This window comes from Terrisphaera buseokensis, assembly GCF_047521145.2.
In the GTDB taxonomy this organism is placed as follows: domain Bacteria; phylum Verrucomicrobiota; class Verrucomicrobiia; order Opitutales; family Opitutaceae; genus ER46.
In genome coordinates this window covers 2,365,655-2,386,410 of sequence record NZ_CM134186.1, presented here as the reverse complement: position 1 = coordinate 2,386,410, position 20,756 = coordinate 2,365,655, and the positions used below count along the sequence as shown (strand labels likewise).

Here is a 20,756-nt window from a genome sequence, read left to right as displayed (position 1 = left end):
CGATGCCGACCGACCACGCCCCCCGCACGCTGTACTGCAACTGCACGTACGCCCAGGTCATCGATCCCGCCACGAAGGCCGCGGTGCTGCGCCGCCTGTGCGATTCCGGCCAGTCGTTCGAGGCCGTGGCGGATTTGTGCGAGATGTCCGCGCGCCGTGACCCGGCTTTGCAGCGCCTCGCTGCGGGACAGGGCGTCAAGATCGCCGCCTGCTTTCCCCGCGCCGTGAAGTGGCTGTTCGCGTCCGCCGGCGCACCGCTCGACGTGGCCCACACCGAGGTGGTGAACCTGCGCGAACTCGCCGCGCCCGCCGCGATCGAGCGGCTCGAGGCCGCCGATCTCCGGCCGAATCTTCCGGCGGGCAAGGCGACTCCCGCCGATGCCGTCACGGCCGGAAAAACCGGCACGCCGGCTGCAACGGCCGCAACCCCCACCGCCCTTCCCTCGTCCTAGCCGACCTCCCCTTCATGTCCCTGCGTGATCAGACCTACCTGCGCGTCGTCCTCTACGAGGGCAACGACGCCGAGCCCCTCGACGGCGACCAGCGTTTCCAGGTGGTTTCCCGTTTGCTGGGCCAGGGCTTCGCGCTCACCCGCGTGGGCGGCGCCGGCCAGACCGCGCCCGCCGACGACGTCCCGGCCGTGGTGCTCGGACGTTTTCGCGCCGGGGTGGAATCGCTCACCGCCGCCGCCAGCACCGACCGCGTGCAGTTCACACCCGTTACCGGCCTGTCCGACGATCAGATTGTCGGGGCCGTCGAAGCGACTCGCACCGCGAAGAAAGCGGTGCAGCAGGGCGGCTGGAAACCGTGGTTTCCCGTCATCGATTACGATCGCTGCACGAATTGCATGCAGTGCCTGAGTTTCTGCCTGTTCGGCGTGTACGGCGCCGATCACGAGGGCCACATCCAGGTGCAGAACCAGGACAACTGCAAAACGAACTGCCCCGCCTGCTCGCGCGTCTGCCCCGAGGCGGCGATCATGTTTCCCAAGTACAAGGCCGGTCCGATCAACGGCGACGCCGTCAAGGATTCCGACCTCGAGCGCGAGAAGATGAAGGTGGACATCTCCGCGCTGCTCGGCGGCGACATCTACTCGATGCTGCGGATGCGCAGCGAACGCGCGCAGTCGCGTTTCTCCAAGGAGCGCGATTCCGGCAAGGCGCTCACCGAACGCCAGAAATGTCTCACCAAGCTCGCGCAGGCCGGCGACATTCCGCCCGAAGTGCTGTTGAGCCTGCCTTCACCCGAGGAAATCCAACGCCGCGCTGAGGAAGCGAAGGCGAAGGCGCAGGCCGCGCTCGCCGTGCAACGCTGATCATGCTGCCGACCCTCGTCTACCGCACCCTGCGCAGCGCCAACGCGCGTTGCGTCTGGAAGTTCGCCTGGAACTTCGGCTTCAAGGGCATGTTGTCGGTCGAGAAGTTCAAACGCCGGATCCGGCGCGGCGAATTTTTCCCGCCGTTCATCTACCTTTCGATTCTCAACACCTGCAACCTGCGCTGCCAGGGCTGCTGGGTGGACGTGGAGTCGAAGGACGCCATCGATCTCGAGGCGTTGAACCGCACGATTCTCGACGCGAAGCGGCACGGCAACGTGTTCTTCGGCATCCTCGGCGGCGAACCGTTCATGCATCCGCAGCTGCTCGATCTGCTCGCGGCGCACCCGGACTGCTATTTTCAGATCTTCACCAACGGCCAGCTGATCACCGAAAAGGTGGCCAACCGTCTGCGCGAAATCGGCAATTGCACGCCGCTGATTTCCATCGAGGGCCGCGAGATCGTCAGCGACGCCCGGCGCGGGAAGAAGGATGTCTACGCCCGCACGCTCCGCGGCCTCGATCACTGCCTGAAGGCGGGCCTCCTCACCGGCGTCGCCACCAGCGTGTGCCGCACGAACATCGAGGAACTGCTCACCGACGAATGGCTGCGCGAACTCATCCAGCGCGGCGTGCACTACGCGTGGTATCACGGTTACCGGCCGGTCGGACCGAAGCCGAATTTCGATCTCTGCCTGACGCCCGAACAACTCGTGCGCGTCCGCCGTTTCGTCACGGAGATGCGGTCGCGCGTGCCGATCGCCATCGTTGACGCGTATTACGATCACGACGGCAAGGCGCTGTGTCCGATGTCCACCGGCGTGAGCCACCACATCGGTCCGCGCGGCGACATCGAGCCGTGCCCGATCATCCAGTTTGCGGTGGAAGACATCCACGACCCACGCGGGATCTTCGAGACGATGCGGAGCAGCGCGTTCCTGAAGGATTTTCGCGAACTCAGCGCGCAGCACACGCGCGGCTGCGTGGTGCTCGAGCGGCCCGATCTGGTGAAGGACATCGTCCGCCGTCATGGCGCACGGGATACGACGACCCGCGGCACCGCGATGGCGGAGCTGGAAGCGATGACGCCCCGTTTCAGCCAGTGGCTCCCCGGCGAGGAAGTTCCCGAGAAGCACTGGATGTACCGGCTCGCGAAGAAATACTGGTTCTACGATTTCAACGCCTACCGCGACGTCGCGCACGACGCCGAAGGCAAGGCGCGCGTGCTGCGCGACGCGATCGCGACGCCCCGCCCGCCACCCACTTCCCCACCGCCCGCTGCCCCGGAATTGGTCAGCAAGTGAATCCCCTGAATGCGGCCCCCACACCCATGCCCATCATCGAGACTTTAATCACCGGCACCGCCGATCCGCTCGTCGTACCCCGCCACGCGATCCAGCAGCGCGTGCGCCCGCCGAAGAAGAACATTCCGCAGACCGCGTTCGAGCGGTCGCGCGTGCTCGAGGCCGTGCGCGACTACGTCGCCAAGCACAACCCGGTCCCGCCGGTGCCGATGGCCGAGCTGAAGGTGCACGCCGATCAACTCATCGCCCAACTGCGCTGCGATCCCATTTACCGCGACTATATCGGCGTCCTGCTCAGCAACGAAATGTGGCGCGACGCGCTGGCGTCGGTGCCGTTCGAACGCCGCCTCCTGCTCCTGCCGAAATGCATGCGCGTCGAGTCGAAGTGCCCAGCGCCCTTCGACGAGTTCGGCCTGCTCTGCAAACAGTGCGGCCTCTGCACGATTCAGGATCTCACCGCCGAGGCCGAGCGCCTGGGCTATGCGGTGCTCGTCGCCGAGGGCAGCGCGGTCGTCATGTCGATCATCCAGACCGGCAAGATCGACGCCATCGTCGGCGTCAGCTGCATGAGCGTGCTGGAACAGGCTTTCCCGTACATGGAGGCAGCCGCGATTCCCGGTGTCGCCATTCCGCTGTTACAGGACGACTGCATCGACACCACGGTCGACCTCGACTGGGTCTGGGATTACATTCACCTGACGAGCGACGATCGCACCCGGCGGCTCGACCTCGGCGCCCTGCGCGACGAAGTCGATTTCTGGTTCACGCCCGGCTCACTCGATCTGATCATGGGTTCCGCCAACGGCGAGACCGAGCGGATCGGCCGGCAATGGCTCGGCCGCGCCGGCAAACGCTGGCGGCCGTTTCTCACGGTGGCCGCGTACCAGGCGCTCCGCGCTGACGCCAACGCCGCCGCGCCCGACGACATCCGCAAGGTCGCCGTCGCCGTCGAATGTTTCCACAAGGCCTCGCTGATCCACGACGACATCGAGGACAACGATGCCCTGCGCTACGGCGAAAAGACCCTGCACGAGGAATACGGTGTGGGCGTCGCGCTCAACGTCGGCGATCTCCTGATCGGCGAAGGCTACCGGCTGCTGGCCGCGTGCAATGTCTCCCCCGAGCAGCGTGTGCGCATGCTTCAAGTTGCCGCCGACGGCCAGCGCCAGCTCTGCCGCGGCCAGGGCGCGGAACTCTGCTGGGCGCGCCAACCGCAGCCGCTCAAGCCCAACGAAGTCCTCGATATTTTCCGCCACAAGACCGCACCGGCCTTCGAGGTGGCGCTGCGCACGGGCGCGCTCTACGCCGGCGTCGATCTGCACGACGACGTATCCGAAGTCATCGGACGCTACAGCGAGGCCCTCGGCATCGCGTATCAGATTCGTGATGACCTGAGCGATCTCGGGATCACCGGCGAGACCAACGACATCGCCGGCCTGCGCCCGAGCCTGTTGCTGGCCGTCGCCCACGACAAGGCGCAGGGCGCGGCGAAGGAGCAACTGGCGTCGCTCTGGCGCCGGACCTGGCCCGCCGGCCTGTCGCCCGAAGGCGTCGAGGCGCTCTACACCGAACTCGGCGCGGGCGATCGCGCGGAGACGCTGCTCGCCACCTACAAGGAGGAGGCCATCCGCTCCCTGAACCTGCTGGAAAATCACAACTTCAAGGGCCTGCTGCGCCGGACGCTCGGCAAGATCTTCAACGACGTCGAAATCAAGGGCTGGTGCAAGGAGCAGGAACCACTCAACCGCGCGCCCGGAGTCGCCGCGGCTGAGACCGTCCCGGCTTGAGTCTGCGCCTTCAATTGCTGCAGGTCGCGCGACTGTCCCCGCGCCTGCTCGGCGATTCGACCGATCTGGTCCGTAGTTTTCTCCAGCGGCAACTGACGCCGGAGGGCGGCGGCTGCGATCGCGCGGGCCGGCCCGATCTCTACTACACGCTCTTCGTGCTCGCCGGCCTGCAGGCGCTGGAGGTCGTACCGCCGCTCGATCGCGTGGAAGCCTACGCGCGTTCGTTCGGCGACGGACATCAGCTGGATTTCGTGCACGTCTCGGCGCTCGCCCGCTGCTGGTCCGTGATCGGCCGACAGCGCATGCCGGCGGGCCTCGATGATGCGCTGCTCGCGCGGATCGAGGACTTCCGCAAACCCGACGGCGGTTACGAGGGCGATCGCAACGCGGCGCACGGCTCGGCCTACGGGGCGTTTGTCGCCCTCGGTGCGTACGAGGACCTGGGCCGCACGCCGCCACGGATCCTGAAACTGATCCAGGCGTTGAAGCGCCTCGAGTCCGCCGATGGCGCATGGAGTAATCTCGCGGGCGCAAAGATAGGCGCGCTCAACGCCACGGCCGGCGCCGTAATTCTCATCCGGCACCTGGGCTTTCCGGTGAACGCCGACGTCGGCCGCTGGCTCCTCGCCCAGGCGCATCCGCAAGGTGGATTCATCGCCGTGCCCGGAGCGCCGCTCCCCGATTTGCTCTCGACTGCCACGGCGCTGCACGCGCTCGCCGCGCTGGACATCCGGTTGCCGGCCGCGGTGCACGAAAAGTGCATGGACTTCCTCGACTCGCTCTGGACTGCCGAGGGCGGCTTCCATGGCCACTGGGCCGACGAGTACGTGGATGCTGAATACACGTACTACGGCCTGCTGGCCCTCGGGCACCTGTCGCTGTAGCGCCGCACGATCGAACGTATCCTTGCAGGCCAAGTACCCTCACCCCGCGGAGCTGAGCGAGAAGCCGAATGCCCAGCGGGATGTGGGGCAACCGCCCACAGGTGCTTTTCGGCCCAGCGTGCAATCCTGGCTGCACTCCCAACGCCGTATCAAAGGCCGTTTGCCCTTCGTGGCTACGAGCGCCAGCGAGTGGCCGAACCACCACTCGCTGGCGCTCGTAGCCACGGCTGAAGCCCCATCGCAACGGGCGATGGCCAGTGCCCCAGGCGAGTCGACGAACTCAGGCCGATTTGAAATCGGCCGCGGTGATCTCATGCGGCATCCGGCCCTTCCGCAGTGAAATCACCGACGCGCGGCCGGCCGCCTCGCCCATCGGCACGGCGTTGCCAGTGACGCGATAACTCGAATGGGCGATGAAGTCGCCGCTGATGCAACGGCCCGCCATCATCAGGCCTTCGACGTCCGCAGGGATCAAAGCCCCGAGCGGAATATCGTACGGCTTGGCGCCGGCCTGACGGCGGCGGCGCACTTCGTCCGCAATTTCGTCGAGGCCTTCGAACATCGCGCCGGGTCGCACATTGTGGACATCGAAACCGAAATTCACCTGGCACACGGCGTCGGCGTGCTTCTTGCCCGCGCTGATATCGTCGGCCGTAACGGTCGCCCGGCCCCGCACGCGACGTCCCTCGCGCACACCGATCTGCTCGGCCGTCGCGACGACGGCGACGCCCTTCCACGGGCCGCCCAGTTTGCGCAGGTCGCGCACGATGTCGTGCACCTCGCGTCGCGCACGAATGGTGGCGTCGCTGATCTTGCCCGCATCATACGCGGGCACGCCGTACTCGTGATTGGTCATCAGCGAGAAAATCCCGCTGTGCAGCAGGCGGAGCGTGGGTCCGCTGTACGACGGATTGATGCCGGAATCCTTCATCAGCTTCTGCAGGTTCGCCTTGGCCTTCTCGCCTGCGATCTCACGCACGAACTCCGGGATCGCATCCGCGTCGAGGCCGGTCAGGAGCGCCATGAGCGACATCGGCTGGCATTCGCAGCCCGCGTTGATGCCGACATCAAACCGACAACCGGCTTGGGCCGCGAGGTCGCCGTCGCCGGAGCAGTCGATGAAACGATCCGCCGTCCACGCCTGGCGGCCGGATTTCGATTCGGTGATGACGGCGGTCAGCCGCTTGCGGGCGTCGGTCACCGCGCCGACGAGTTGGGTGTGCAGCTGGATCTTGATGCCCGCCGCAACGCATTTCTCCTCGAGCACGAGCTTCATCAGCTCCGGGTCATAGATCTCGCCCTTGGTCTTCTTCGCGACGTCGCTCCCGCGCGCGACCATCGCCTGCAGAATCTCCTGCATGATGCCGGTCTTGCGGCCACCATCGATGATCTTGGTGAGCATGCCGGCGGTCCACACGCCGCCCAGACAGCCGGCGCTTTCGATCAATTGCGTCTTCGCGCCGGCGCGCGCCGCCGCGAGCGCCGCGCCGATGCCGGCCGGGCCCGCGCCCACCACCAGCACATCGCTGTGGCCGGCGACCGGAATGGTCCGCTCGGTTTCGACGAAACGATCCGCGCCCAGCAATCGGCCACCGGTGCGCACCACCTCGCCGCGCGCGAAATTGGGAAAGGCACCGACTTGGGCCGTCGGCGATTCAGCCGCGAGCGCACGGCTGCCCGCCGCCAGTGCCAGCGGGCCCGCCACGATGCCCGTGGCCGCGGTCTGCAGAAATTTTCTCCGACTGGGCGTGGGTTGGGGAGAGTTCATGGGATGAGAGATGATTAAATCAGAAGGTGCCTTTGACGCCCATCGTTATTCCCACGCCGTTGGCGCCGGTGAGGTAAATTTTCGCGTAGTCCGGCGTGGCGGGCCCGTAACGCATCGTGATCGTGCGGGTGTTGAAAACGTTCTGTGCACTGATGTAGAGCTGCAGCCATTTTTTCAACTGGTAGTCGAAGTTCAGATCGAGCGTGAGGCGGCGGTCGTCCCACTCAAACGCCTCGGTCCCAATCTGCGGCTGCGCCCCGAGGCGGCGTTTCCCGCGATAGTTCCACTTCGCCATGAACGAGGCCTGCCGCCGGGTGTAACTGAAGCCCCAGTTCAAGGTTTCTGGCGTGAAGGCATTGAACGACGCCACACTCCGGCCCTCGAGCCGCAGCTTCGTGCCGTTGATGAACACGTTCACGTTCCGCCCCCAGGCCCCCAGTTCGCGCAATGACTGGCGCAGGTTGAGTTCGCCGCCGTACACGCGCGCCGACCCGCCGTTCACCTGGGTGCTGACCCGCCAGCCGATGTAGCGCGGATCGAGGTCGAGCTCGGCCACGTCAACCGCGGTGGCGATGCGCACGGAGTCGGCGAAGAAATCGGAGATCTCTTTGAGGAAAAATCCGCCGCTGATCACGCCGCCGCTCTTCGTGTAGTATTCGAGCGAGAGGTCGTAGTTGTGCGCCGACCACGGACGCAGGCCCGTATTCGTGACGGTGATATTGCCCTGCACGACCGCGGGATTGCCCAGCTGTTCGTCGTTGAGATCGGCTTCATCGACCTGCGCGGTGGGAATGATGTTGTTGAGGTTCGGGCGGCCGTAGGTCTTCGCATACGCGGCGCGACCGATGAGATTGTCCGCAAAATTATAGTTCAGATGCAGGCTCGGGTAATAGCCGTCATAGTCACGCTCCGCGCGAAACTTCCGTTCCTGATGCGTGAGTCCGAGCTGTTGCATCGATCCGACGGCTCCCGCCTCGAGGCGCCGGACGCGCTGACCCGCGGCGTTGCGCACGAAGGTGCCATCCGAATTGCGCGCCCACACCGCGCTGAGGTCCACCAGCGCACCCCGGCCCTCGGTTTCGGTCTTCTCGTAACGCACGCCGGTCAAGACCTTGAGCCGGTATTTGAACAGGCTGAACTCGGTCTGCGCGTAGTACGCCGTCACGCCTTCCTCGAACAGCTGCGAGTTGTTGATCCGAAACGTCTCCTCGGTGACGAGCTGCGCCGCCGTTTTGGTGAAGAGCGCCGGATTCGCCTGGTACGCGTCCCACGCGAGCATCGGCGAAAGATGCGGCACGTTGCGGAAGCCGTAGTAGTGATACTGCCCCTTGTACACCGGCGATAGGAACGGCGCGGGCGAACGGTCGCCGTTGATGCCGTTGTACGTCCAATTCTCGTTCCGCCGCCGGATGTCCCGGGTCTGCGTGCGCTGGTGCGCCCCGACTTGCACCGATGCCGGGAACGGCAGGAAATCGAGGGTGCGTCCCACGTCAGCCGAACCCGACTCGAAATCCTCGCGCGTTTTGCGCGGCGTCGAGTTGGTCGTCGTCAGCTGATAATTATTGATGTCGTACAGATCGACCTCGCGATTGGTGTTGTCGAAGATCTGCAGCGTCTCGGGGCGCACCTCGTTGATGTTGCGGAACACCAGCCGGGACGGATTGCGCAGCGAGATCGCCATCTGCCGGAAATGCCCCTCGCTCTGATCGCGGTAGCCGCCCGCGGCGCGCGACGTGTCGGCCGCGAGCGAGACCTTCCACCGGCCATTGTCGTAACGATAGCGCGCGTTGCCCGCGGTGGCGTCAGTGACGATGTGCGTCGACGTCGCGCCACCGAGCGTCACCGATCCACGTCCGGTTGCTCCGACGGTGAAGTCGTCGCCATAGCTGAACGGCGTGCCCGTCGCCGGCGTCGGAACCGCGTTATTGCCGGCACTCGCCGTGAACTCCGTTGCGATGCGCGTGGATTGGAAGTGGCTCACCTGTCCACCCACCGAGAGCACGCCGTGGCGCGTCACCTGCCAGTCAGCCTTGAGCCCAATCGACTGCCGGACGAGCGTCCGCGGCGAATCGAGCAGCCGGTAGGTTTGCAGGAAGGGCTTCGACTCGGTTGCGCCCGTGCCGGTCCCGGCGGAATTGTACGTCTTGTAGGAGTAATGAAGTTTCGCATACCGCTCAGTCGCCGCCCCGGTCATGACGAGGCCGAACCGCGAGTTGATGGGCAGGGTGAGATCAAAATTTCCGCCCGGGCGCATCTTGTAGACCTTTTCGTCAGTCGTGTGCGGCGTCTTCCGCAGGTTGAAATTCTCGCTGTTGGCCGCGAGGTTCAGGTTGTAGCGAAACTGCATGCTCTTCCGCTCGAACGCGCTCTTGCTGATCATGTTCACCGAGCCTGAAAGCGAATCGGCGCGATTGGCCGGCGTGGGCACCTTGGCCACCTCGATGCGGGAGATGTTGTTGATCGAGGCCTGATTGAACGAGAACGCCCGCGAGTCGCCCAGCGCGTTGGACGTGTTGGCCATCTGCGCGCCATCGGTAGAAACCGCCACCATGTGCGGAGCGAACCCGCGGATTGAAATCGTGGATACGGTCGTGCCGTCCTCGTAATCGTATTCGGGCGTGACGCCGGGCACGTACTTGAGGAACTCGCCGACATTGCCGTCCATGACGTCACCGAGCGAGTCGGCCGCGACGACATTCTTGATGTTCGCCGCATAGCGCTGCTCGTTCACCGCGATCGCGTTGCCGTCGGTCTCGCGCGAGGTGGCCACGACAAAGGAGTCGAGTTGGACGACGCTGGCGTTCGCCCCGTAACGCGCCGCGCTCGTGAGATCGACGTGCTGCGTGACCTCCTGGCCCGGAGTCAGCTGCACGGTCAGTTGCTGGGCATCGAGGCCGGTATACGAAACGTCGAGGACCACGGGGCCGCCGGGAACCCGGATCAGACGATACGTGCCGGATTGATCCGTGAAGGCGATGAGATCGGTGCCACGCACGCTGACGCGGGCATTGTTCAGGTACTGGCCGGTGACAACGTTCTGCACCCGACCCGAAATGGCACCCGTCGACTGCACGGCGGCACCGCGCGGGCCCTCGGCACCCGGCAGGGAATGAGCCGGAGAAACGGCGAGCGCGATCAGACTGCCGAGCCACGCGAGGGAATTTTTCCTGGTCATGATTTTGGGGTTGGATTCGATGAAAGCTGGTTCCGTTCACTCGGCGCTGGTTCGTCTCCGCGGTCAGACGTGCCGTCAACCGCGAGCCCTGTCGATCAAACGCACGTTCGGCGCATCGGTCCGACCCTTACTGCGGTCACGGGCGATCGGGGCCTGACGTTCAGCGAACAGCATGGGGTGAAGGGCCGGAATGGACCGGTCGAAACTCAAGTGGCAATCGCGGCGTGGCATGGCGGGACGCGCGGTCGGGCTCGACTATTTGGTCCCCCGCCCCGGTCGCGGCGCGGGCGGACTCGCGTCCTGTTTTACCTCCGCCTGCCAGGCTTGGAAGCGCGCTGCGAGGCGCACCACGTCCTGCCCTCGATCCGCGGCCAGGTCCTTCGTTTCCGCCAAGTCCGCCGCGAGATCATACAGTTCCCACGGCTGCCCGGCCGAAGGCCGCACCAGCTTCAGCGATCCCTCGCGCCACGCGGCTCCTTTGTCATACGCGAAGCCAAGGCTCGCAGGCGGCATGGGGCCACCGCCCGTCAACGCGGGCAGCGGGTTGCGCCCATCGAGCACCCGGCCCGGCAGCGCCTTCGCTCCCGCAACGTCGAGACAGAGCGGCAGCACATCGAGCTGGCTGATCATCTCGCGTACCACCGTTCCCGGTTTGATTCGTCCAGGCCAGCGCACGATCGCCGGAACGCGGGTGCCACCTTCGTAACAGGTGGTGCCGCCATCGCGCAGCGGCGCATTTGACGCCACTTCCAGTCCGCGCCCCGGCAGCATGAACGCGCCATTGTCGGAGATCAGCATCACGATCGTGCGCTCGCGCAGGCGCAGAGCATCGAGTTGATCGAGCAGTCGGCCGATGGCGTCATCGAGCGCGGTGAGCACGGCTCGATAACGGCGCTTTTCGTCCGGCTCGTCGGCTGACCAGCCATAGCGCTCGAGGTATTTCGCCGGCACCTGCCAGACTGGCTTGATCCCCGGCGGCATGTTACCGGCGCTGTTGAAATGCGCCGCATTGAAGGGCAGGTACACAAACCAGGGCCGGCTGGCGTGACGGCGGATGAAGTCGGTGGCCGCATCGGCAAACAGGTCGGTGCTGTAACCTTCCACCTGATACGGCTCGGTGCCGCGAAACAGGTCGGGCTGGCCGTTGTAGAGGTGCTCGTAGTAGCTGATGTTGCCGGAACGGAAACCGAGAAACTCGTCGAAGCCGCGCTCGGTCGGCCGGCTGCCGGGCGCGAAGCCAATATTCCATTTGCCAAAGCATGCCGTCGCATACCCCGCCTCCTTCAAGTACTGTGGAAGGAGGCGCTCGCGCTGCGGCAACCCAATGCCAGTCCAGTTTTCCGTCGACGCCAGCTGGTGCGCGAGCCCGTTGCGCAATGGATAGCGCCCGGTCAACAGGGCGCCGCGCGACGGCGTGCAGCTGGTGGTGACGACCTGGAAGTCCGTGCAACGCGCACCCTCGCCCGCCAGCTGGTCGATGCGCGGCGTGCGGACCGCCGTGTTCCCGTAACACCCGAGGTCACCGTAGCCGACGTTGTCGACGTAAAGCAGCAGGATATTCGGCCGGTTCACCGGAGCAGAGTCGGCCGCGCCGAGCAGAGTCAGGCACGACGCCGCCCCCGCGACCAGCCCGCCCCGCAGCCACGCCACGATTCTCATGATCACGCCGGACGACCTCGCGGACGCGAGGGTCCGGGGAACGAATCGGCCGTGGCGGCTGCGGGCGCTTACGTTCATGCGCAGACGCTTTCAGCCCGCCGCGATTGCCGCACGGGCGACGCCCACCATGCGCTCCAGCCTCGCCTCCACTCCGGCCATGACGCGCCGCACCCGCGCGCGGGCTTGCGCCGGATCAGCGTGAATGGCCTGCAGCCGCGCCCACAAGTCGCGCCCCGAGGTTTCGTCCACCTCGCACGTCCAGTCGCTGACTCCAATATCGTGATACATCCGGCCCTTGATGGTGTCGGTCGGCTGCCGGACATAGAACGCCGGCGTGCCGTTGGTCAGCGCGATGATCGGCGAGTGACATTCGAAACTGATCACCGCCGTCGCCCGCGCGTAGATCGACGCCGCCTCATCCGGCAGCCAGTAGGTGTCGCGCCACACCACCTGCGCCTTCACGTCGGCCGGCAACGGATCGATCAATTCCTTCTTCGCGAGCGGGATCTGGTAGCTCATCTCGGGACACGCGAGCACCTTCAAACCGGTGCCGCGGACCCACGCGACGATCAGATCGCGCAGCTTCGCATGATCACCCGCCACGGTGCGCGCGTTGATCTCATCTTTGGCCCGATCCGCCGGCGCAATCGGCTGGCCGTTGATGCTGTGATAAGGCGTGTAGCGCAGTCGCGGAATCACCGCGATGAACCGACCTTCCTCGAGCCCTTGCGCCCGCAGATAGGCGATCGCGCGCGGTTCATCCCGCAGGTGCAGGCCGAAGGTGGCATCGGGCCCAAACTCCAGCACCGGACTGCGCACGCCCTGCCGGCGGAAATAATCGGCCGTGAGCGTTTCCCGGCAGAAGACGAACGCCGCCCCGCTGAGCAACTCGAGCGTGGGTCCGCGCAGATGGCCCACCGGCAATCCGGCGATGACCCGCTCCAGCTCCTGCAACGTGCCGCCATCGGGTCGCGTCACGAGGTTCGACACCGGATCGCTGGTGAGTCCGAAGATGCCGTACGGTTTCCGCGACGCCGCGCGCCACGCGGGCAGGTACGGTCCGCCTTTGAAACCCGGACTCGATCCGTGCAGCAGCAAGTCGGCTTCGTTCCACGCCGCGCGCAGAGCCGGAGTCGTCGGCCGGCCGTGCGCATCGAGTTCGCCCTCCACGATGCGCAAACGCGGGAACCGCTGGACGAGATGCTCCCGCGCTTCCGGGCTGATCAGCACCGGCCACACGGTGAACTCCGCCGCCGGGAAATACCGCTCGAACACCTGCAGCGCACCGGGCGTGTGAGCGATGTCGCCGATGTTGCCCTTCTGGCCGGTGCCGGGGCGCAGCAGAATGCGCGGAGGCCGGGTGGCGTCGGCCGCGCGGCTTGCAGCGGGCAACCACGGCAGCATGCCGGCTGCAAGGGTCGTTCCAGCTCGGGCAACGAAAGCGCGACGGGTGATCGCCATGCAGCGAGTTCACCGCCGGCCCGTCAGCGAGGCCAGCCGGTAATTCAGGATTTTCCCGCGTTGAAACTCACGCACGCCCGACGCGCGCGCGGCCGCGTTTCACCGCGGGTTCGCCCGCTCCGTTCGCCTGCGCGCGCACAATCTCGAGAAAAGCGTGCAGCAGCCGTGACTTCTCCCGCCGGTGCCAGACGGCGCACAACTCCAGCGGCTCGATGTCGGTCGCAAGGCAGCGCAGCAGCGGATTGTGAAGGGGCGCGTTCGACTCCACGACCAGCGCCACGCCATAGCCCATCGCCACGCGCCCAAGCAGGCCCTCGAACGTCACCGCCGCGTTCGCAAAGCGCGGCGTGAAGCCGCTGATGCGCGCCACCTGCGTGATGAACGCCCGATAGCCCGGCGCCTCCTTTTCATCGAGAATCACCCATTTGTCCGTCGCCAGATCGGCTAGGCTCACGGCCCGATCCCGGGCGCGCGCATGACGGGCCGGCACCACCACCATCAAACGCGCTCGCAACACGAGCAGCGTTTCCAGCTCGCCGACACGACCGAGAACGTTGCGCACGACAAAGCCGAGATGCGCCCGCCGGGCGCGCAAGGCGGCCAGTTGATCGTGAAAACGCAAATCGCGCAGCGTGACTTCGACCCGCGGAAATTGCTTCTGAAACTCCGCCATCACCGCCGGCACGAACTGCGCCGCCAGGCGCCAGTCGTTGCACACAATGAGTTCGCCCACGCCTGCACCGGCCGTGACTTCGTGCACCGCGGCCACGGCGGTGTCGACCTGCGCCAGAATCTTCTCCGCCTGCACGCGGAAAACCCGTCCGGCGTCCGTCAGCTGCACGCCTCGCTCCCGCTCGAACAAGGGCGCACCGAGCTCCTCCTCCAGGGCGCGAATCTGCCGGCTCAGCGCCGGCTGCGCGACCCGCAGCTTCTCTGCTGCGCGGCTGAAATTCAGCAACTCAGCCACGGCCTTGAAATATCGCAGATGACGCAACTCCATTCGCGCCCGAACGTAGGCGGCGCGGCGCGAGACGCAAGGTGGGCCATGGCATCGAGCCGGTGCGGAGTTCGATTTCGGAGAGCGCGTGAAGTGGTCGTAGGGGGAGCTGGAAGCTCCCCCTACTTTGCACTTGCGCCAGTAGCGGGAGCATCTTGCTCCCGTTTTCCGGAAACGGTTCAGTACGGCCGCCGCTACGCACACGCTTACGTCGTATGCGCCACGGCAGGCGTCACCGGCACTGCTCTCACCGTCTCGCCGCTGGTCGCCGGCTTGCGGCGATCGTGCGCGATGAAGGTGTAGAACGTCGGCACCACGAACAACGTGAAGAACGTTCCGATCGACATCCCCGTCGCAATCACGAGACCGATCGAATAGCGACTCGCCGCGCCCGCGCCACTCGCCAGCACGAGCGGCAGTACGCCGAGCACCATCGCCGCCGTCGTCATCAGGATCGGCCGCAACCGCACGCCGGCCGCATGCTGCACGGCGTCGCGCACCGAATAGCCCTGCTCCTCCTGGAGCTTGTTGGCGAACTCCACGATCAGGATGCCGTGCTTCGTGATCAGGCCGACCAGTGTGATCAGGCCGACCTGAGTATAGATGTTCAGCGTCGCGAAGCCGAAGAAGAGAAAGATCATCGCGCCCGCGATCGAGAGCGGCACCGACATCATGATGATCAGCGGATCGCGGAAGCTCTCGTACTGCGCGGCCAGCACCAGGAAGATCACGAGCACGGCCAGCGCGAAGGTCGTCATGAGGGAGCTGCCTTCCTTCACGAACTGACGCGAGGTGCCGGCGTAATCGACCGTGAAGCCGAGCGGAAATGACTTCGCCTGCGCGTTGAGAAACTCCAGCGCCTGGCCTTGCGACACGCCGGGCGCAGGCAGGAATGAGAGCGTCGCCGCATTGAGCTGCTGGAAGCGTTTCAACTCCCGCGGCTGCGTCGACTCCTGCAGTGTCGCGAACGTCGATAGCTGCACGAGCCCGCCCTTGCTCGTCGACACATAGTAATCCTTCAGCTGCTCCGGATTCAGCCGCGCGAGGCGCGTGACCTGCGGAATGATTTTGTAGGCGCGACCGTCGATCGCAAAGCGGCTGACATAGCCGCCGCCGAGCATCGAGCCGAGGTCCGCGCTGATCTGCTGCATATTCACCCCCAGCGCGGCCGCTTTCTCGCGGTCAATCACGATGTCCACCTGCGGCTGATCGAACTTGAGGTTGGTGTCGCCGAACATGAACAGGCCGCTCGTCATCGCCTGCTGGAGCAAGCCGTTGGCGACCTCGGCCACGCGTTGGGGTGCCTCGGTCGATCCGATGACGAACTGCACCGGGAGGCCGCCGGTCGAGCCGGGCAGCGCGGGGCGTTGAAACGCCGCGGTGTTGACGCCCGCGACCGACGCCACCTTGCGCTGCACGTCGATCAGCAGGGCACCGGCGCCGCGCTTGCGCTGGCTCCAGGGCTTGAGCCGCCAGCCGATGAAGGCGGCATTCGGCGTGCCGCCAAAGCCGCTGAGTTGAAAGATCTCTGCGGTCTCGTCCGGGTAGTTCTGGCGAATCACCTCCGAGACCTGGTCGGCAAACATCTCCGTTTGCTCGAGCGTCGCATTCGGCGCCGCCTGCGCCTGCATGAAAATGATGCCGTCGTCCTCGGACGGTGCCAATTCGCTCTTCGACATCATGAAGAACGGAATGATCGAACCGAAGACGAGCACCGCGACGATCACGACCGCCGGACGCGTATCGAGCACGGTGTGCAGCACGCGCTCATAGACGCCGCGCAATTTGTTGAAGGCGACTTCGAGCCAGTGCTCGAAGCCGCGCGGACTGGGGTTGTGGCGCAGGATTTTCGCCGACAACATCGGTGTCAGCGTGAGCGCGACAAACCCGGAGATGAGCACGGACCCGGCCAGCGTGAAGGCGAACTCGCGGAACAGCGCGCCGGTCAGGCCACTCTGAAAACCGATCGGCGCGTAGACTGCGCCCAGGGTGATCGTCATCGCGATGACGGGCCCGACCAATTCGTGCGCACCTTGAATGGCCGCATTGATCGGGGTCAGGCCCTCCTCGATGTGGCGGTGGATGTTCTCCACCACGACGATCGCGTCGTCGACCACCAGGCCGATCGCGAGCACCATCGCGAGCAGCGTGAGCAGGTTGATGCTGAAGCCCATCGCGAGCATGATCGTGCACGCACCGACAATCGACAACGGGATGGCGACGATCGGAATGAAGACCGAGCGGAACGATCCCAGGAAAAGATAGATGACGACAATCACGATGATCATCGCCTCGATCAGCGTCTTCATCACTTCGCTGATGGAGTCGGTGATGAACTCGGTGAGATCGGCCACCACCTTGCCGTTCAACCCGGCCGGCAGCTGCTGCTGGATCTCCGGGAGCACGGCGCGGACGCTGTTCATGACATCAATCGAGTTGGCCGTCGGCAGCGCGAAGATGCCGATGAAGACGCCGTTCAAACCGGAGAACTTGACCGAGGTGTTGTAATCCTCGGCACCGAGCACGACATCGGCGATGTCGCGCAGCCGGATCAGCTCATCGTCCTTCTCGCGGACGATGATGTCGCGGAACTCCTCCACCGAACTCAGATCCGTCCGGGCCGTGAGATAGACGGTCATCATCGAACCCTTCGTCTGGCCGACCGCGGAGAGGAAGTTCTGGGCGGCCAGTGCCGCGCGCACTTCGGCCGCACCGAGACCCAGCGACGCCATGCGTTCCGGCTTCAGCCACACGCGCATCGAAAACGTCCGCGCGCCGAGCACGTCGGCCTTTTGCACGCCCGGCACGGTGGTGAGCTTTGGCTGCACCACGCGCACGAGGTAATCCGTGATCTGGTTGGCCTCCATCGTGTCGCTGTAGAAGCCAAGGTAGGCGGACGCCGTGGTTTCGCCGACCGAGACGTCGAACACGGGATCCTCGGCGCCCTGGGGCAGTTCGCCGCGCACCTTGTTCACCTTGGACGTGATCTGGGTCAGGGCGTCGTTCGGATCGAAGTTGAGGCGCAGCCGCGCCGTGATGGTCGCGACACTCTGCCGGCTCGACGACTCGATGTAGTCGATGCCGTCGGCGGACGCGATTTCACGTTCGAGCGGCGTGGTGACGAATCCGCGCACGAGGTCGGCGTTGGCGCCGGGATAGAGGACGCTGACCGTGACGACGGCGTTGTCGGTTCGTGGATACTGACGAACCGTCAGCGCGCGAATCGACTGCCATCCGGCCAGCAGCAGGAAGAGATTGACGACCGTCGCGAGGACGGGCCGCCGGATGAAGAGCTCGGTGAACTTCATGGCGGGTGGCTCAGCTTTGCGCGGGCTTGGGCGTCGGGCTGTTCGCCGGCACCACACTATTGTTCACCGTGACCGTCGCGCCGTTGCGCAGTTTCATCTGTCCCGCGGTGACAACCTGATCGCCGGCGTTCAGTCCCTTGACGATGGCCACCTGGTCGCCGCGCTTCGCGCCGGTCGTCACGAACCGCTGCTCCACCACCAGCTGTTTCACGCCGTTCGGTCCCGCCTTTTCCACCACGACGTAGACGGAATTTCCATACGGACTGTAGACCACCGCCGTGGTCGGCAGCTCCAGCACCGCGGTCTCCGTCGGCAGCAGCACGCGCACGTTGGCAAAGAGTCCGGGGCGCAGCGTCTCATCGGAATTCGGCACCAGGGCGCGGATACGCACATTGCGCGTGGTGTCCGTGACGCGCGGATTGATCGCCTCGATCTTGCCTTCGAACACGCGGCCGGGAAAGGCGTCGACCGTCACTGTTACGCCGAGTCCGGCCTTGAGGTGGGGCAGCTCCTGCTGCGGCAGGGCGAAATCGACGTACGCCGGATTGATGGCCTCGAGGGAGACGATGGCGTCGCCCTTGTTGAGAAACTGGCCGATGTTCACCTGCCGGATGCCGAGGCGGCCACTGAATGGCGCCACGATGCGTTTCTTCGCCAACGTGGCCTTCAGGCCCTCGACCGCCGCCAGCGCCTGGGACTGGCCCGCTTCCGCGGTTTCCAGATCCACGGCCGTATTCGTATTCGTGCGACGCAGCTCGCCAGCGCGTTCCAGCGCCGCCGCGGCGAGCTTGGCCGTGGCTTCGAGACTCTTCAACTGCGCGACTTCCGGCGCGGCATCGAGTTCAACCAGGAGATCGCCCTCCTTGACCGGAGCGCCCGATTGAATCGCGATTTTCACAATGCGGCCCTCGATTTCGCTGCGGAGCGTGACGCCCTGAAAACTCTCGACCGTGCCGACCGCGGACAGCGTTTCGCGCCAGGTCTGCGGCGTGGCGGCGGCGGTGGTGACGGCCGCAGGCGCCGGCCGCATCGACGCCATGGCCTCCCGGGCCTTGCGCAGCGTGAAGAATTTGTAGCCGAAGATCGCTGCGACCACGAGCAGGGCGACGACGGTGGTGAGAAAAACGCGTTTTTTCATGAGCGGGAGATGGAAATCAAGCGGCGGCGGAAACGGCGCCTTCCTGGAGCCGTTGGTAGGCAGACAGCAATTCCTGCTGTAGGTCTGGTTTTATCATGCGAGCGGAGGCACCGGCGGCGCGCAGGTAGGCCATGAGCGCGCGCTCGACGGCGATTTGCCCGGTCGCGGTCAGATGCAGTTGGAAGACGCGGCGATCGGCCACGTCGCGGGCGCGCGAGAGGAGTTGAAGCGATTCGAGCCGGACCACGGCATCCGTGATCGCCGCGCGCGAGACCGCCGTGTAGTCGGCGAGATCCGCGGGCGCCACCGGTTCCGGATCGAGGGCGAACAGCGCCACGAGCACGGCAAACTGCAGCTCGGTCAGGCCGTGAGCGGCGAGCGACTGCTGGAGGGTGTGCTGGAGCGCGTGCGCCGCATCGAGGTGGGCAAACACGACCTGACAGCGCGTGGCGTCGAGGCCTTTGCGCCGACGGGCGACCGCCAGCAGCGTGCGGCCGGCCAGACACTCACTGCGCTTCGACCGCGCTGCCGGGAGACGACGCGCCGGCGTTGAGGGCGGAGACGACGGATGCGAGGGTGCGGTCTTCATCGCCCCCAGTATCGCTCACAACCGGTCAACGCGGAAATGCTTCGTTGGTCTCAGCCGCGATACCTTTCCGGCATGGGCGGCGGCGGGAGACGATTACATCCGGCCGCAAAGTGGAGATCGCAGGACGGGGCCAAGCACGGCCCGCGCTCCTCAGCGGTCGACTCGGACGAGCTCAATCGGTAAAGGCGGTGGCGCCCGCGCGGCCGCGGGCTTCCTCCGGCGCGCGACCGTACACCCCAGCCTCTTCCGCGGTCGGCAGCTTCGGTTCGCTGCGCTCCGGACGATCGCTGCAGTACCACCAATTCCGCGCAAAGGAGAATGTCGCCGGCGCGGTGCCGGCCCCGAGATTCACCCCGCCCTCGGCCCAGCGCGTGGATTCGAAGACGATCAGGTTGTCGGTGAACTGGCCGTTGCGGCAGGCGATGAAGTCGACGCCACGATTCTCCTGCAGGATGCGCATCGCCCAGCGCGCCGGGCGCTCGATGGTGTTGAAGCGCACGATCGCGCCGTCGACGCCCACAAACGCCACCGCGGTGATGCCGCCGATGAAAGTATTGCCCTCGACGCGAATGTCGCGGGCCTCGGCCTGGGGCGTCCCGGCCACGACCGGCGGGCGAAAGAACGGCAGCCCGGTGCTGCCGCCGATATTCACCCCGCGGCCGCCGGCGTGCTCGAAGCGGTTGCGTCGAATCGCAATCTCGCTGGTTCCGCCCTTGCACTGCACCGCGGTGCAGTTGGGCGGCTCCGGCGTGACGTGCCGGATCAGATTCGCGACGATCAGGCCGCGGTGACAACCCACCATGTCAATCGCCGAGCCACCCTTCGTGCCCCAGCGTTCGATTGTGCAGTCGGCGACGGTGAAATCCCAAAGGCCCGACAGCTTGATGCCGTCGTGATTGCCGTCGCCACCAATGTCGCTGATGCGGAGCCGGCGCAGCGTGATGTGATGCGAACTGCCGGGCGCCGCGGTCTTGCCGCCGTCATCGATGTTCAATCCGTTCTGGGCGAGACCGGCAAAAACGAGGTCCTGCAATTCCAGATACGCCGGCGCGGTCAGGTGGAGGCCGTTGTTGCCGTCGCGAAACTCCGGCGGCCGTTTCGGATCCGCCGCCGCGATCACGATGGGACGACCCGGTTCGCCCCGCACGCTGGCGAATTGAAACCCGCCGCGATACACTCCCGGCGCGAGCAGCACGCGCGTGCCCGGTTTTACCCCGGCCATCGCCGTGCGAAACTCGGCGGCGTTGGCAACGTGTACGTCGGCGGCGCGGATTTCCGCGACCAACCCGACCAGGCACGCCAGCCACGCCATGAAAGGAAATTTCTGTAGGGGCGTGGCTCGTCCACGCCCGCGGGCGCAGGCGCGCTGCG

General features: G+C 65.8%; 14 protein-coding genes. 5 read left to right on the top strand and 9 right to left on the bottom strand.

Annotated features, from left to right (window positions below; all coding sequences use genetic code 11):
• Positions 1 to 2 precede the first annotated feature (2 nt).
• From ACLJEU_RS08700 to ACLJEU_RS08680, 5 genes are read left to right on the top strand one after another with little or no spacing between them, the layout of a single operon-like run.
• A complete protein-coding gene (locus ACLJEU_RS08700; protein ID WP_414662216.1) occupies positions 3 to 452 on the top strand; it encodes a hypothetical protein in 450 nt (149 codons plus the stop codon).
• A gap of 14 nt (positions 453 to 466) precedes the next feature.
• Positions 467 to 1,315: a ferredoxin family protein gene (locus ACLJEU_RS08695; protein WP_414662215.1), complete on the top strand. Its 849-nt coding sequence runs from the start codon at positions 467 to 469 to the stop codon at positions 1,313 to 1,315.
• A 2-nt stretch (positions 1,316 to 1,317) separates the two neighbouring features.
• The gene (locus ACLJEU_RS08690) at positions 1,318 to 2,619 is read left to right on the top strand and encodes a radical SAM protein (RefSeq protein WP_414662214.1); all 1,302 of its coding nucleotides are present in this window, start codon (positions 1,318 to 1,320) and stop codon (positions 2,617 to 2,619) included.
• Between the two features lie 26 nt (positions 2,620 to 2,645).
• A complete protein-coding gene (locus ACLJEU_RS08685; RefSeq protein ID WP_414662213.1) occupies positions 2,646 to 4,406 on the top strand; it encodes a polyprenyl synthetase family protein in 1,761 nt (586 codons plus the stop codon).
• Positions 4,403 to 5,290, top strand: a complete 888-nt coding sequence (locus ACLJEU_RS08680; protein WP_414662212.1) for a prenyltransferase/squalene oxidase repeat-containing protein — start codon at positions 4,403 to 4,405, stop codon at positions 5,288 to 5,290. The genes ACLJEU_RS08685 and ACLJEU_RS08680 overlap by 4 nt, the downstream gene beginning before the upstream one ends.
• Positions 5,291 to 5,570: 280 nt before the next feature.
• Here the strand turns inward: ACLJEU_RS08680 and ACLJEU_RS08675 are convergent, their stop codons facing one another.
• The 9 genes from ACLJEU_RS08675 to ACLJEU_RS08635 form a co-directional block, all read right to left on the bottom strand.
• On the bottom strand, positions 5,571 to 7,058 hold the full coding sequence (locus tag ACLJEU_RS08675; RefSeq protein ID WP_414662211.1) for an FAD-dependent oxidoreductase: 1,488 nt from the start codon (positions 7,056 to 7,058) through the stop codon (positions 5,571 to 5,573).
• 19 nt (positions 7,059 to 7,077) lie between these two features.
• Entirely contained in the window at positions 7,078 to 10,233 is a 3,156-nt protein-coding gene (locus tag ACLJEU_RS08670) for a TonB-dependent receptor (RefSeq protein WP_414662210.1), read from the bottom strand.
• 255 nt (positions 10,234 to 10,488) lie between these two features.
• Positions 10,489 to 11,892, bottom strand: coding sequence for a sulfatase-like hydrolase/transferase (locus ACLJEU_RS08665; protein ID WP_414662628.1), 1,404 nt, complete (start codon positions 11,890 to 11,892; stop codon positions 10,489 to 10,491).
• 90 nt (positions 11,893 to 11,982) lie between these two features.
• Positions 11,983 to 13,296, bottom strand: coding sequence for a polysaccharide pyruvyl transferase family protein (locus tag ACLJEU_RS08660; protein WP_414662209.1), 1,314 nt, complete (start codon positions 13,294 to 13,296; stop codon positions 11,983 to 11,985).
• Positions 13,297 to 13,420: 124 nt separating this feature from the next.
• Positions 13,421 to 14,353 (bottom strand): LysR family transcriptional regulator, encoded by a 933-nt coding sequence (locus ACLJEU_RS08655; protein WP_414662208.1) that lies wholly within the window; start codon positions 14,351 to 14,353, stop codon positions 13,421 to 13,423.
• Between the two features lie 203 nt (positions 14,354 to 14,556).
• On the bottom strand, positions 14,557 to 17,658 hold the full coding sequence (locus tag ACLJEU_RS08650) for an efflux RND transporter permease subunit (protein WP_414662207.1): 3,102 nt from the start codon (positions 17,656 to 17,658) through the stop codon (positions 14,557 to 14,559).
• Positions 17,659 to 17,668: 10 nt separating this feature from the next.
• On the bottom strand, positions 17,669 to 18,796 hold the full coding sequence (locus ACLJEU_RS08645; RefSeq protein ID WP_414662206.1) for an efflux RND transporter periplasmic adaptor subunit: 1,128 nt from the start codon (positions 18,794 to 18,796) through the stop codon (positions 17,669 to 17,671).
• 16 nt (positions 18,797 to 18,812) lie between these two features.
• A complete protein-coding gene (locus ACLJEU_RS08640; protein WP_414662205.1) occupies positions 18,813 to 19,385 on the bottom strand; it encodes a MarR family winged helix-turn-helix transcriptional regulator in 573 nt (190 codons plus the stop codon).
• A gap of 172 nt (positions 19,386 to 19,557) precedes the next feature.
• On the bottom strand, positions 19,558 to 20,697 hold the full coding sequence (locus ACLJEU_RS08635; RefSeq protein ID WP_414662204.1) for a right-handed parallel beta-helix repeat-containing protein: 1,140 nt from the start codon (positions 20,695 to 20,697) through the stop codon (positions 19,558 to 19,560).
• Between the last annotated feature and the right edge of the window lie 59 nt (positions 20,698 to 20,756).

Excerpts from the sequence above, each read along its gene's own strand:
- ACLJEU_RS08700 (WP_414662216.1), top strand. The coding sequence starts at position 3 with ATGCCGACCGACCACGCCCCCCGCACGCTGTACTGCAACTGCACGTAC.
- ACLJEU_RS08695 (WP_414662215.1), top strand. The coding sequence starts at position 467 with ATGTCCCTGCGTGATCAGACCTACCTGCGCGTCGTCCTCTACGAGGGC.
- ACLJEU_RS08690 (WP_414662214.1), top strand. The coding sequence starts at position 1,318 with ATGCTGCCGACCCTCGTCTACCGCACCCTGCGCAGCGCCAACGCGCGT.
- ACLJEU_RS08685 (WP_414662213.1), top strand. The coding sequence starts at position 2,646 with ATGCCCATCATCGAGACTTTAATCACCGGCACCGCCGATCCGCTCGTC.
- ACLJEU_RS08675 (WP_414662211.1), bottom strand. The coding sequence starts at position 7,058 with ATGAACTCTCCCCAACCCACGCCCAGTCGGAGAAAATTTCTGCAGACC.
- ACLJEU_RS08670 (WP_414662210.1), bottom strand. The coding sequence starts at position 10,233 with ATGACCAGGAAAAATTCCCTCGCGTGGCTCGGCAGTCTGATCGCGCTC.
- ACLJEU_RS08665 (WP_414662628.1), bottom strand. The coding sequence starts at position 11,892 with ATGAGAATCGTGGCGTGGCTGCGGGGCGGGCTGGTCGCGGGGGCGGCG.
- ACLJEU_RS08660 (WP_414662209.1), bottom strand. The coding sequence starts at position 13,296 with ATGCTGCCGTGGTTGCCCGCTGCAAGCCGCGCGGCCGACGCCACCCGG.
- ACLJEU_RS08655 (WP_414662208.1), bottom strand. The coding sequence starts at position 14,353 with ATGGAGTTGCGTCATCTGCGATATTTCAAGGCCGTGGCTGAGTTGCTG.
- ACLJEU_RS08650 (WP_414662207.1), bottom strand. The coding sequence starts at position 17,658 with ATGAAGTTCACCGAGCTCTTCATCCGGCGGCCCGTCCTCGCGACGGTC.
- ACLJEU_RS08645 (WP_414662206.1), bottom strand. The coding sequence starts at position 18,796 with ATGAAAAAACGCGTTTTTCTCACCACCGTCGTCGCCCTGCTCGTGGTC.
- ACLJEU_RS08640 (WP_414662205.1), bottom strand. The coding sequence starts at position 19,385 with ATGAAGACCGCACCCTCGCATCCGTCGTCTCCGCCCTCAACGCCGGCG.
- ACLJEU_RS08635 (WP_414662204.1), bottom strand. The coding sequence starts at position 20,697 with ATGGCGTGGCTGGCGTGCCTGGTCGGGTTGGTCGCGGAAATCCGCGCC.